Genomic DNA, 12050 nt, shown 5'->3' with positions numbered 1-12050 from the left:
CCGCCCCGGGAGGAGACGGCCGCCGCGAGCGTGATCTAGAGGGCGACGAACGAGGTGCCGAGCTGAACGCCCCACACCTGCGCGTTGGCGTTCCACACCACCGGCGCGAACGGAGCCCACGGCGGAGGCGGGGGAGCGGGCAGCGCCCACGCGGGCGGCGTCACATCGTCGATGTCCTGCGGGATCCACCGCAGGTGACCCGGGGGCGGGAAGCCGTCATGTCCGGGCGGCAGCGGGTTGCCGGGAACACCGACATTGACGCCCGGGCCCGGGGGCTGCGGCCACGGCCAGTGCGGGTCGGCCTGGGCAATGCCGCTGGCCGCACCGAGGACGCCGGCGCCGAGGGCAGCGGTGAGAGCGGTCTTCGCGGCGATTCGCTTCAGATTCATCTTCAATACTCCTTCGTCATCGGGTCTGCGTCGTATGCCGGTATTCGCATGCGACACGTTCTCGCAGACATCGGGAACGGGAGACGGGCGAGGTAGAGGTAGGCGCCACATCTTCAAGCGCTTAGTCCGAACCCAACGGGTATATCGGCGCCGTGGCACCGGGCGTTACCGGAGGCGAATCATTCGGCTCCGTCAATAACTGACTCCAGTCAGCAGCTCAGTGCTGAAATTGCGCGATATCGTTGGTGCATGTCGGTGGCAGACAAGGTTTCCGCACGCGAGACGAAGCGGCTCCAAACCAGGGAACGACTCATGGGCGCGGCAATAGCCGAATTCAAGCGATCGGGTATCGCCGCCGCCGATGTCGGTGCTATCGTCGCCGCCGCCGGAGTCGCCCACGGTACGTTCTTCTTCCATTTCCCCACAAAGGAACACGTGCTCCTGGAGTTGGAGCGCCGCGAAGAGGAACGTATCGCCAAGCAATTCGACCGCTATCTGGCAGATTCGGACCGCGATCTGGAGTCGACCCTCAACGAGGCCGTTCGCCTGGTGATGGGCCTGGAGCGCCGACTCGGTGCACTCTTGTTCAAAGACTTTCTGGCATTGCACTTTTCGCAAACCCGCCCCGCTGACGAAAGCAAGGAACACCCCGTCGTCGTCGCGGTGGCCCGGGAGATCGAGCGTGTCCAACAGCGTGGACATGTGGATCCGACGGTGATTCCGATCAACAGCGCCGTGTTTTTCCTCCTCGGCCTCTACGCGTTGTTGACGACCACGCACGACTGGCCGGCGCAACGCGCGATGATCGACGACTACGTGGTGAGAACTCTGCGCAGTATTGAGTCTCGCTAGTTTTACTGACTATAGTCAGTTTCCGTGACCCTGGCTTCGTCCACACCCGCGGATAGCGGACTCGATGAGCACATGGAGGAATCCCGGCTGGCGCAGCGTCAGGCCGACAGGTGGCTGATCTCCGGCAGCATCCTGATCGGTTCGGCCGCTCTCGGCATCTTCGGCCTGCCGCTGTTCCTGCGCGGAGTGTGGCTGCTGCGCCGGGCGCAACGCCATGGTCTGTCGGTGCGCCCGATGCTCGTCACGCTGCTCGGTTACCTGGTGATCATCGACGCCGCCATCAATGCCGTCGGGTGGGCGCTGGACATGGTCGGCAACCACACACTGCTGGCCCGCGTGCTGCTGACCGGCTGGGGCAACATGTTCGACGCCGGATACTTCTGGCACTTCAACGAGGCGTGGGTCGGGGGTGCGGCCGGCCCGGGTGAGAAGGCCTGGGAAGTCGGGCTCATCTTCACCGTGTTCACCATGCGCATCGCCGCGGCGATCGGCTTCCTGCAGATGAAGCGGTGGGGTCAGCAGTGGATGATCGTGACCTGCTGGATGGGCGTGGTGATCTGGTGCGGCTACGTGTTCAACATGACCATGTACGCCGATGTGCGTTATGCGGGTGTCGTTTTGCCCGTCATCGGGTGGTGGCTTTACGACATCTTCTACATCACGCCGTTCCTGGCGATCCCGTATCTGCACACGGTCAACCGCGAAATCTTCACCGACTAGGAGGCAACCCATGGCATATCTCTGGGAGATCCTGCGATACGTAGGCGCGTGGGGCGGCACCATCGCGATCATCGCGTTCTGGTACTGGATGTTCTCCAACATCGGCACCTTCTGAGCGCCGTGACAGAACTGTCCGACCCCCGCGCGATGGCGCTCGAACGCAGCTGCGCCGTCACTGCGGTCGCCTTGAGCCACCAACGTCGGGACGGCGTCCGCCTCGTCACCGGACAGCAGCGCAGCTTCGGGCTGAACGCGACACTGGACTACGTCCACGTTCCCTACCCGCCTCGTCCGCAGTGGACCCGCCGCATCCTCACCTGCGCTGTGGCACTGCAATGTTCGCCGTCGAAGGAACGCATCACCGGCTATCGGTTGAGCGAGCTGTCGGCCCGAGAGTTGCGTGCGCTCACGCTCGTCGAGGCCGGTGTCGCCTCCGGGTGGATCGCCTCTTGCTGGCCGGGCCTGATCGCCGAGATGCGACGAGCGCTACCCGACCTCGACATGCTGCCGGCCGACATGACGGCTGACGAGATGCTTGAGCGTGCAATAGCGTTGGCGCACCGAGACAGACAGGTGCACGTCGACCCGTTGCTCGGTGGATTACCGCTGGCCTACACCGCCCCGAACGGGTTGAGCGACACGCTGCGCCGGACATTCGGCCGTATGCCGTGGACATCGACGCAGAAACGTATGCCCCGTCCCTACTCGGTGCCGGTCGGCGGGGACGGTGGCGTCCGCAACTCCAACCTGCCGCCGCCGAGCCGGCCCCAGGACAACGACGCGGACATCACTCCCGAGCATCGGCCCGGGATCCCGTATCCGGAATGGAATGCCTGGACCAAGCGCTTCATGCCCAATCATGTTGCGGTGCTGGAGCATTCCCACGCCGGTCGGGATCGGGAGGCCATTGCCGGCAGCGTCGATCTACGGAAGTGGTTCGAAGAGCACACCCATCGGGCCATGAGAAGCCGGCTCGAAGATGGTTCCGACGTCGACGTCGAGGAGTACGTCAGCCACTACCTTGACCTCACCACCGGCGCGGCCGCCGAGCCCCGGATCTTCCGAGAGTTGTCGCCGGTCAGCCGCGACGTCACCACCGCTCTGCTGCTGGACGGCAGCTCGTCTCTCGGAGCTCAGGGCGGCCGGATCTTCCGACTCGAATTGGCCTGCGCCGATGCGCTATCGCGGGCGATGAACCTCGCCAGGGAGCGCCACGGCGTGTTCGTCTTCACCGGCAACACCCGACACCGGGTCGAGGTGCGGTGCCTCAAGGACTTCGACGACCCACGGTTCGCACCACCCAGCAAGCTGGGTCTGACGACCGGCGGTTACACCCGCCTCGGCGCACCGTTGCGGCACTTGACAAGTCGGCTCCTGGCACAGCCCTCGGAATGGCGCCTGCTCATCGTCATCGGCGATGGCCTCATCTCCGACGAAGGTTACGAGGGTCGCTACGCATGGGCTGACACCGCTCATGCCGTCGAGGAGGCGAACGACGCCGGCGTCTCGGTGTACTACGTCGGCGTCGGCCCGACGCGGGTCGACCCGCTGCCGGAGGTGTTCGGCCCCCGCAGATCGCAGCGGATCCGCCGGGTCGACGATCTGCCCCGGGTGCTCGCCCATGTCCATCGGGAGTTGGTGACCGTATGACCGAGACCTACTTCTCCGCGCGCGACGAAGTCATGCTCTTCGAACAGGCTTTCCACCAACGCATTCCGGTCATGCTGACCGGTCCCACCGGCTGCGGTAAGACGCGGCTCGTCGAACACATGGGCCTGCTGCTGGGTCGGCCCGTCGTTACGATCAGCTGCCACGACGACCTCACCAGCTCGGACCTCGTCGGCCGGTTCATGGTGACCGGCGGTGACGTCGTGTGGACTGACGGCCCGCTCACCCGGGCCGTGAAAGCCGGGGCCATCTGCTATCTCGACGAGGTGGTGGAGGCACGCCACGACTCGCTCGCGGTCCTGCACTCGCTGACCGATCACCGGCGCACGCTGTACTTGGATCGCGCCGGTGAAGTGGTTCGAGCACCTGCGGAATTCATGCTGGTGTGCTCGTACAACCCCGCATACCGCAGCTCGCTCAAGGAACTGAAACCGTCGTTCCGGCAGCGGTTCGCGACGCTGTCGATGAATTATCTGCCGCCAGATCGGGAGGCGGAGGTGATCGTCGCCGAAACCGGTGTCGCGCTGCCCGTGGCGCAACGGCTGGTGCGCTGCGCGGTCGCGATCCGCACAGCCCAGGAGGCGTTCCACTTCGAGCCACCCTCGACCCGCGTTCTGGTTACGGCTGCGCAATTGATCGTCTCCGGCGCAACCGAATTGGCCGCGGCGGACGCCTGCATTCTGGCGCCGCTGAGCACCGACGGTGCGATCAGCGACGGTTTGCGTGAAATCGCGGCGGCCTGCCTGGCCGGCGCGGATGTCTAGAAAGGTGGACCGACGTGGATCAGAAAGAGCGCAAGCGTAAGAGGGCGCTGATCATCCTGCAGGTGGTGATCTACGGGTACCTGCTGGTGATGTTCGGAATCCAGCTGTACATGTCCTTCGCCCGCGGCTGGTGGGACTTGTGACAGCCTCCTCGATCAGCCGGACCGATGGCGCGGTCGGCCTGGAGGAGCACGATGAGCAATCACGGCTCGCGCAGCGCCGCGCCGACAAGTGGATGATTGCCGGCGCCGCGCTGATGGGTATGTGGGCGCCGGGAATTCTCGGCCTGCCGATCTTCCTGCGCGGGGTGTGGTTACAACGGCAAGCCGCACGTGCCGGATTTTCGGTGCGGCCCATGATCGTCACGCTGATCGGGTATCTCGTGCTGATCGATGGGATGCTCAACAGCCTCGGCTGGGCACTCGATCTCGTGGCCAACCACACGTTGATCAACCGGGTGCTGATGGTCGGCTGGGGCGCAATGTTCGACGCCGGTTACTTCTGGCATTACAACGAAGCGTGGGTCGGCGGTGCGGCGGGACCGGGCGAGAAATCCATGGTGTTCGGCATGATCCTCACGGTCTTTGCGATGCGGTGCGCTGCGGCGATCGGGTTTCTGCAGATGAAGCGCTGGGGGCACCAGTGGATGATCGTCACCTGCTGGATGGGTGTGCTGATCTGGTGCCTGTACGTGTTCAACATGACCATGTACGCCGACGTGCGCTATGCCGGTGTGGTTTTCCCGGTCATCGGATGGTGGCTCTACGACATCTTCTACATCACCCCGTTCCTGGCGATCCCGTATCTGCACACGGTCAACCGCGAAATCTTCAGCGACTGAACAGGTTCAAGGAGTAAACATGACGACATCCAACCCGGTCGCGGAAGACACCGTCGACGACCTCCCGCCCGGCACCACGCCGTACTACGCGCGGATGCACAAATGGATCAAGCGCGCGGTGCTGGTGTGTCTGGTCGCGCTGGTGGTCGAGGGCGCATTCACATTGCCGTTCATGGCGGTCTACTACGGCTACCCGACGTTGAGCCTCACCGAGATCTGCAGTGAGCTGCTGAAGGTCCGCTATTCCGACGACACGCTGGAGTGCAAGTTCCCCTACCCGCCGCTCGGCCCCCCGGAAGGCGCCGAAGGTAAGGACACCGCCCAGGATCAGTGGGGCATCCAGCCGACACCGAAGTACCATCGGATCGGATTCCGCGAACTCGTCCGGATCCACGACGAACGCGTTGCGCGGCAGGGACACTAGAGTTCAACTGTCGTGCGTGTGATGACCGGGGGAGTCGCCGATGAGTGGATGGCTGGTCAGTCACGTGCCTCCCGGGCTGCTGCTGGCCGCTCTGATCGTCGTAATCGCCGGGGGAGCGATGCTGCTCGCCGCCGTGGTTCGCCGCCGATTTCCCGCGTTGACCCGAGACGAACACAACGACGTCACCAAGTTCACCTACACCTTCATCGGCTTCATCTACGCCTTCCTGATCGGTTTCGTGTCGTCGTCGATGTGGGGCCAGATCAGCGCAGCGGACGCGAACGCCCGCGCCGAAGGTGCGGCCGCAGTTGAAATGGCAAGAGATGTCGATGTTTTCGCCAAGGATGACGCCGACCGTATCCGCCAGAGCCTGCTCACCTATGAAAAGTCCGCAATTGCAGAGTGGGAAGACGGCACGGGCGATCGCTCACCGGAGACCGACGCGGCCCTGGCCCAGTTGTCGGCGGCCTACCGCGCGGTCAATGCTGCGACCGACAGTCAAAAGACACTTCTGTCGACGTCATATGCCAACCTGGACAAGGTGAGCCAGGCCCGCACCGTCCGGTTGCTGACGGCTCGCGAAGACACCGGGCCGCCCTGGCCGCTGTGGGCGGTCATCCTTCTGACCAGCGCTCTCGTCCTGGGCACCGTCGTCATCTACGGGGTCGAGAAGCCCGGTATGCACTACCCGATGATCGCGATCGTCGGGCTCATCGTCGCGACCAATCTGTTCCTGTTGCTGGAAGCGTCACGCCCGTACATCGGTGGTATCTCGACAACGCCGGACCCGTTGTACGAGGTGGTGTCGGTGCTCAGCGCGAACCGGTGAGTGCCGGACCGATCCACCGATGCAGGTATGCGCGTAGGTCCGCGGCCGACCGTGGCGGGTCCGGTGGCGCGATGACCATGGATTGGATGATGCGCAACAGGAACTCGATCAGCTCATCGATCATGGCATCGTCGAAGCCGAGATGATCCCAGTCGATCTGGGCGTGGTGCAGGATCGCGCGGCACCGTGCGATCACATCTCTGGTGAGCATCGCCCGGCTGAAAATGTTCGACCGGTCGTTGGCCAGTAGCAGGGCAAGCTGCGGTTGCTGGGGCAGCCGCTCGATGATGTAGGCGACGACCTCGACGAGCTGGCTGGTGACGTCCATGTCCGCGACGACCCGGTCGATCTGGGTGACGAAACCGTCGAGGGCTGCCTCGGCCGCCGCGGTGAACAGCTCGTCGGTGCCGGTGAAATAGCGATAGACCGTGCGACGGGTGATGCCCAGGACGTCGGCGATGTCGGACATCGTGGTCTGAGCCGCACCCCGCGTTTCGACCAGGCGCAGCGCGGTGTCGATGATCCGCTTGCGCGCCTCGGCGTCATCCGCGGGCGGAGATCCGCCCCAACCCTTTCGTGCCATCAGCCTTGACTCATCCCTCCGGTTGCTCCAAGAATACACACATGACACACAGATGAGCATTGTGTGTAATGACTAGATGACGGAGATGCCATGACGGCTTTGGAAGTCCGCAGGCCCAAGTTCGACTTCACCGGAGACGTCCCGTGGGAGTGGAATCCGGACAACCCGCAGTTCTCGTTCTTCATGAACGCGACCTCGATCATCGCGATCTGCTTCGAGCAGATGATCGTGGCTGCGGTGCAGGAAGCCGCACCGCTGATCACCGATCCCGAAGCCGCCTCGGAGGCAACGGCTTTCCTGCGTCAGGAAGCTCAGCACTCGAGCACGCATCGCAAGCACGTCTCCGCATTGATCCGCCGGTATCCGGGCCTTCAGCAGACCTTGGATGCTGCCGTCGCCGACTACGAGCACCTCACCAGGACTGCACCGCTGAGGTTCCGTCTGGCCTATATCGCCGACCTGGAAGCCACGTTCACGCCTAGCTTCAAGATGATGCTCGACAACGAGGCGACGCTGTTCCGGCCCGGCGACGAACGGGTGGCGTCGCTGCTGATGTGGCATTTCGTCGAGGAAGTGGAGCATCGCAGTTCGGCGCTGATCGTCTATGACGCCGCGATCGGCGACAGCTGGTATCGGATCAGGGCGCTGCCGGGTGTCGTGCGCCATCTGATGGGCATCATGCGGATCATCGCCGATGGTGTGAACGAGCATGTGCCCGAGGCGGATCGCAAGGTCGATGCCCGCACGCTATTACCCACATTCGGTATGCGCCAGACGGCGATGCAGCGGCTTGCCCGCAGGAGGGCTTCAACACCGAACGCGTTCGCGACCGTCCCCCGGCGGGAGCGTCTCGTCGCGGCCGGTCGGGTATTGCTGAGCCAGAAGCCTTTTCACGACCCTGCCAATGATCGGCTGCCGGAGTTCGCCGACCTGTGGTTGGCGCGGTGGAAAGCCGGCGGTGACGTGACGCGCTGGTATACCGGTGCGTCGGTCGCCGGAGAAGCATGATGGGCCAGCAGTGCACAGCCGCGTTCGATGCGATCGCGCGGCCGCTCGGCGGCTTCTCTTGTCAGCATGCGCCCGCGTTCATTCATCTACGCAACCCGCTGGAGCTGAGCAATTGGACGCTGCCGGTCCTGGAATTGATGATGGTCGCGGGAGCCGTTCTGGCGCTGGCCCATTCGATCCGCCGGTGGCGTCGCGACGGTGATCCGACCAACCTCGCGCTGTGGTTCGCCACTGTCGTCTATCTGTTCGTCATCGAGATCCCGCTGTATTTCCCGAATCTCTTCGGCGTCCAGGACCAACTGGGAGTGGTGTTCGCCCACAACGTGTTCACGGTCGATTTCCTGTTCGACCGGCTGCCGCTGTACATCATCGCGCTCTATCCCGCGGTCGTCACCCTGGCCTTTGAAATCGTGCGTAGCTTAGGCGTTTTCCGTGACCGCGGGGTGGTGGTCGGCGCCATCTGCGTCGGCTTCGTCCACCACTGCTTCTACGAGATCTTCGACCAGCTCGGCCCGCAGTTGCGTTGGTGGGCATGGAACACCGAAAATCCGATCAATCACCCGATGTTCGCCTCTGTGCCGATGACGAGCGTGTTCATCTTCGCCACCCTCGGGCCGATCGTGGTGACCCTGCTCGTCATGTGGCTGGTTGGCCGCAGGACGCCGACGGGGGCGGGGCTGGCGTGGCGTACCGCCCTCGCGGGTGTTCTCGTGCCCGTCGGGCTGGCGCTGCTGAGCATCCCCACGTCGCTGTTCGGCGGCGACAAGCCAAACACCACCGCGCAGGTCGTGATCTTCGTTGTCGAGTTGGCAATCGTCGCCGCGATCGCCGTACCGGTCCTGGCGCGGCAGTGGGTCCGAACCCGACACGACTTCACGCCCAGCTGGTTCGTCCGTATCTTCGGACCGTTGTATCTCGGTGTACTGGGCGTAGTTTGGATCAGCTCATTGGGGGCGTACTTCTCGGCGAACAACGGCATCACCGCCGATGGGACGCCGACGGGGAGCATGGTCTACACCGTGGTCTGCTTCGTGGTGGCCTTGCTGGCGGTGGCGTCGAACGCCAGCGCCACGAGTAGCCGTCTCGAGCGGCTCGCGCTGTCCTTCACCTGAGCGGAAGGTCCACGGCCGCATACTGTTCGACGTAAATCTGATCACCCGAGCCGAAGTATGTGCACGTGCGTTCATCGAGGGCCACCACCCAGCGCACCACCCCTGCCCGTCATGCCGCCTCGGCGAACTGCGGAAAGGTGGTCTGCCCAGTCTGATCGTCGTGGAGCGCGGCCATGAGGGCGACGTCGTCGAAGGGCGGGATGTCGGCCATGCCGTCGAACAGGGGAGGGGACTGGACAACGACAGGGCCGAGCTCGGTCTCGTAGCAGCTCTGCATCGCGGGCAACCACCAGGTGGTCGTGCGGACTCCCGCTCGGCGCAGTGTCTCGGCGAGGTACGGGAATCCCTGTGTGGCAGGACGGTTGGCGATCGCGTCACGCAGTGCTGTGTCGAGATTCCGCATCGCCGGACTTGAGGGTAGCATGACAACATCAAACCGAAATGACAATGTGTTGTCAATTGTGGGGAGGCTGGATGGCCGACGAAATGGCTCTTCTCGTCGCTGACGTGTACGAGCTCGCCGGTCTATTGCGGCGTTCAGGGGAGGCGATCGCGGCCCGCGAAGGGCAGACGCAGGCGCGATGGCAATTTCTCAGCGTGATCTCCGGCGACGCGCTCACGGTTCCGCAGGCGGCTCGCCGCCTCGGCGTGACAAGGCAGGCGGTTCAGCGGGTCGCGAACGAACTCGTCGACGACGGACTCGCCGAACTGGTGGCCAATCCCGACCATCGAACATCCCCGCTGGTGAGCCTGACGGACGACGGCCGCGGTGTGCTGGCCCGCATCAATAAACGCGCCGCCGTGGAAAACACGCGACTGGCTCAGGCTGCTGGGGTTGAGGCGGTCAGGTCCGCCCGCCGTGCCGTGCGTCGCCTCACCGCGGCCCTGCAGGGTTAGTGGTGGCCGCCGCCGCCCACCTCGGCAGGCAACGGCGGCGGCAAGGGTGTCGTCGACGTGGGTGTGGTGCTGATGGGTGTGGACGACGTCGTCGGTGACGACGAGGTGCCGGTCGTTGTCGAAGTCGAGGTTTGCGGGCCGTGGAAGTCCAGCCACGACTCCTTGCGAATCGCGCTTCCGCCCGAACTGACCGTCAGTGAGCTCGAACTCACCGTGTAGCTGATGCCATCGTTCACCGCGGTGTAGGACCCGTCGCCGGAACTCGACGCCGACAGAACCAGCTTGGCGCCATCGCGCACTCGCACGCCCCGGTACTCGTACCCGCCGGATGTCTTGCAGATCGCCACCCGAGAACTGTCGGTGCTGCCGAAGAGGACCGCGGCACCCGAGCAACGGGCGGTCGAGTCGACGTAGCCGTTGGAATCGAAGGCAGGGGCGGCGCCGGCGTGGGGCAGGGCAGTCATGAGCAACACGGAACAGGCCGCGGCCGCCGCAACACCGGCGGCGCGGATCGCAGAAGAAGACATCGCCTTCCACGACACCATCTGCTACTCGGAGGGGCGAGCGCCGATACCGGAAATCCACGAGATCGTTAGTTTGCCGAGACCCTAGCCAGGGTGTTTGTAGACAGATTTGCAATTGTGTACTGTGACCGAGCGCACAGTCACTAGGGTCTGGCGCTACTACGACGGGGGCTGCAGATGGAGTTCGGAATGCGAGATCACGCAGGCGTTCGGCCCTTGCCGCGCCGCGCACTGAGAGCACTGGCGACCGTCGTCTCGGCCGTCGCGCTGTTCCTGATGTCGGCGCTGCCCGCCTGGGCCGCCGACTCGATGACCTTGACCTGGGTGCGTCACGGCGAGTCCTACGGCAACGTGGCCGGCGCCGGTATCGACACCAAGGTGCCCGGGCCGGAGCTCACTGCTGTCGGCGAGGCGCAGGCCGCAGCCATCGCGGCTGTGCTGAAGGACGGCGGCTACGACAGCATTTACGTCTCCGACATGATTCGCACCCACCAGACCGCAGCCCCGCTGGCGACGGATACCGGCCTCACGCCCATCGAGGAGGGTGGCTTCCGGGAGATCAGCGCAGGCATCTTCGAGGGTTCGCCGATCGACAGCGGTCTCGGCCGCATCGGCTACTTCCTCATTCCGGTGGCCTGGACCCTCGGGTTGCGCTCACTGCCGATTCCGTTGGGCGAGAACGGCAACGAGTTTGAAGCGCGCGTCAACGGCGCGATCGCCGACGTGATCGCAAACGGTGACACCGATCCGGTCATCTTCTCGCACGGCGCGACGATCATGGTCTGGACGATGATGAACGTCGACAATCCCGACATCATGCTCATGTTGTCGCATCCGCTCGGTAACACCGCCGTCGTGGTCGTCACCGGTAACCCAGAGGACGGCTGGATGCTGCAGAGCTGGGATGGGCTCGAGGTCAGCCAGACTCCGTCGCTGGGCGGCCAGTTGTTCGTCAACGCCCGCAACCTGATCGTGGCGCCGCAGACCGCGATCTACAACGTCGTGCAGGCCGTCAAGACGCGCGACCTCACCAAGATCGTGGCCGCCATCCGCGACGGCGTGGTCACTGTCGCGAAGGCCGGTGTCGACTTCGTCAAGGACTCGGTCACCGATATCGCCCAGGCGATCCGCGGGGCACTGCCCGGCGGATCGGCTCCCGTCGTCACTCCGCTTGCCGCCAAGGTGAAGTCGCCGGCCGCGGCGGTGACCACCGAAACGGTCTCCACCGGCACCGCCGATGTGACCGACGGCAACAAGGCCGAGCCGACCAAGATCAACGCCGGGTCCAGCCGTTCATCGAAGGCCGCCAAGTCGGGCCAGGGCGCGAGCGCCGGCAAGGCCGACGCAAGCGCCAAGAAGGGAACCGGCTCCAGCGGCCGGGCGCACAAAGCGGCTGCCTGACATACGATTTCGACCCCCTCCGCCGGTGCGGAGGGGAT

The 12050-nt window shown here is 64.5% G+C and carries 18 protein-coding genes; 13 read left to right on the top strand and 5 right to left on the bottom strand.

The features are described 5' to 3' along the window. Positions 1-35 precede the first annotated feature (35 nt). Positions 36-389, bottom strand: coding sequence for a hypothetical protein (locus tag K0O64_RS23515; RefSeq protein WP_071949422.1), 354 nt, complete (start codon positions 387-389; stop codon positions 36-38). Between the two features lie 249 nt (positions 390-638). On the opposite strand from K0O64_RS23515, the gene K0O64_RS23510 reads away from it, so the two are divergent. The 8 genes from K0O64_RS23510 to K0O64_RS23480 all read left to right on the top strand — a co-directional run bounded on the left by K0O64_RS23510 (position 639) and on the right by K0O64_RS23480 (position 6487). Further along, positions 639-1241, top strand: coding sequence for a TetR family transcriptional regulator (locus K0O64_RS23510; protein WP_071949423.1), 603 nt, complete (start codon positions 639-641; stop codon positions 1239-1241). Between the two features lie 72 nt (positions 1242-1313). Continuing rightward, positions 1314-1961 carry a hypothetical protein gene (locus tag K0O64_RS23505; RefSeq protein WP_096312156.1) on the top strand — a complete coding sequence of 216 codons (648 nt, stop codon included), beginning with the start codon at positions 1314-1316 and terminating at the stop codon, positions 1959-1961. A 147-nt stretch (positions 1962-2108) separates the two neighbouring features. Continuing rightward, the gene (locus K0O64_RS23500) at positions 2109-3611 is read left to right on the top strand and encodes a nitric oxide reductase activation protein NorD (RefSeq protein WP_425574801.1); all 1503 of its coding nucleotides are present in this window, start codon (positions 2109-2111) and stop codon (positions 3609-3611) included. Further along, entirely contained in the window at positions 3608-4393 is a 786-nt protein-coding gene (locus K0O64_RS23495; RefSeq protein WP_071949426.1) for a CbbQ/NirQ/NorQ/GpvN family protein, read from the top strand. The genes K0O64_RS23500 and K0O64_RS23495 overlap by 4 nt, the downstream gene beginning before the upstream one ends. Before the next feature lie 14 nt (positions 4394-4407). Beyond that, positions 4408-4536: a hypothetical protein gene (locus K0O64_RS30195; RefSeq protein WP_047332016.1), complete on the top strand. Its 129-nt coding sequence runs from the start codon at positions 4408-4410 to the stop codon at positions 4534-4536. Then, on the top strand, positions 4533-5234 hold the full coding sequence (locus tag K0O64_RS23490; RefSeq protein ID WP_425574800.1) for a hypothetical protein: 702 nt from the start codon (positions 4533-4535) through the stop codon (positions 5232-5234). The genes K0O64_RS30195 and K0O64_RS23490 overlap by 4 nt, the downstream gene beginning before the upstream one ends. Positions 5235-5253: 19 nt before the next feature. Beyond that, positions 5254-5658: a hypothetical protein gene (locus tag K0O64_RS23485; RefSeq protein WP_071949427.1), complete on the top strand. Its 405-nt coding sequence runs from the start codon at positions 5254-5256 to the stop codon at positions 5656-5658. A gap of 40 nt (positions 5659-5698) precedes the next feature. Continuing rightward, on the top strand, positions 5699-6487 hold the full coding sequence (locus tag K0O64_RS23480) for a bestrophin-like domain (RefSeq protein ID WP_071949428.1): 789 nt from the start codon (positions 5699-5701) through the stop codon (positions 6485-6487). Here the strand turns inward: K0O64_RS23480 and K0O64_RS23475 are convergent. After that, positions 6471-7070 carry a TetR/AcrR family transcriptional regulator gene (locus tag K0O64_RS23475; protein ID WP_071949429.1) on the bottom strand — a complete coding sequence of 200 codons (600 nt, stop codon included), beginning with the start codon at positions 7068-7070 and terminating at the stop codon, positions 6471-6473. The two genes, K0O64_RS23480 and K0O64_RS23475, sit on opposite strands and share 17 nt — an antisense overlap. A gap of 90 nt (positions 7071-7160) precedes the next feature. Between K0O64_RS23475 and K0O64_RS23470 the strand changes: the two genes are divergently transcribed. Beyond that, positions 7161-8078 (top strand): metal-dependent hydrolase, encoded by a 918-nt coding sequence (locus tag K0O64_RS23470; protein WP_071949430.1) that lies wholly within the window; start codon positions 7161-7163, stop codon positions 8076-8078. Continuing rightward, positions 8078-9190 (top strand): hypothetical protein, encoded by a 1113-nt coding sequence (locus tag K0O64_RS23465; protein WP_071949431.1) that lies wholly within the window; start codon positions 8078-8080, stop codon positions 9188-9190. Before K0O64_RS23470 ends, K0O64_RS23465 begins: the two co-directional genes overlap by 1 nt. Here K0O64_RS23465 and K0O64_RS30245 read toward each other — a convergent pair. Continuing rightward, the gene (locus tag K0O64_RS30245) at positions 9183-9287 is read right to left on the bottom strand and encodes a DUF1398 domain-containing protein (protein WP_286672153.1); all 105 of its coding nucleotides are present in this window, start codon (positions 9285-9287) and stop codon (positions 9183-9185) included. The genes K0O64_RS23465 and K0O64_RS30245 overlap by 8 nt on opposite strands. Before the next feature lie 12 nt (positions 9288-9299). Continuing rightward, entirely contained in the window at positions 9300-9593 is a 294-nt protein-coding gene (locus K0O64_RS23460) for a DUF1398 domain-containing protein (protein WP_225933525.1), read from the bottom strand. Positions 9594-9664: 71 nt separating this feature from the next. Here K0O64_RS23460 and K0O64_RS23455 point away from each other — a divergent pair, with 71 nt between their 5' ends. Continuing rightward, on the top strand, positions 9665-10087 hold the full coding sequence (locus K0O64_RS23455) for a MarR family winged helix-turn-helix transcriptional regulator (protein WP_071949432.1): 423 nt from the start codon (positions 9665-9667) through the stop codon (positions 10085-10087). Here K0O64_RS23455 and K0O64_RS23450 read toward each other — a convergent pair. After that, positions 10084-10614 (bottom strand): hypothetical protein, encoded by a 531-nt coding sequence (locus K0O64_RS23450; RefSeq protein WP_071950343.1) that lies wholly within the window; start codon positions 10612-10614, stop codon positions 10084-10086. The genes K0O64_RS23455 and K0O64_RS23450 overlap by 4 nt on opposite strands. Here K0O64_RS23450 and K0O64_RS23445 point away from each other — a divergent pair. Continuing rightward, positions 10550-10699 (top strand): hypothetical protein, encoded by a 150-nt coding sequence (locus K0O64_RS23445; protein ID WP_164519990.1) that lies wholly within the window; start codon positions 10550-10552, stop codon positions 10697-10699. The two genes, K0O64_RS23450 and K0O64_RS23445, sit on opposite strands and share 65 nt — an antisense overlap. Positions 10700-10800: 101 nt before the next feature. Further along, positions 10801-12012 carry a histidine phosphatase family protein gene (locus K0O64_RS23440; protein WP_083542993.1) on the top strand — a complete coding sequence of 404 codons (1212 nt, stop codon included), beginning with the start codon at positions 10801-10803 and terminating at the stop codon, positions 12010-12012. The last annotated feature ends 38 nt before the right edge of the window (positions 12013-12050 follow it).

The sequence above is a fragment of the Mycolicibacterium pallens genome (assembly GCF_019456675.1).
Classification (GTDB): Bacteria; Actinomycetota; Actinomycetes; order Mycobacteriales; family Mycobacteriaceae; genus Mycobacterium; species Mycobacterium crocinum.
This window is presented reverse-complemented; position numbering and strand designations above follow the sequence as displayed.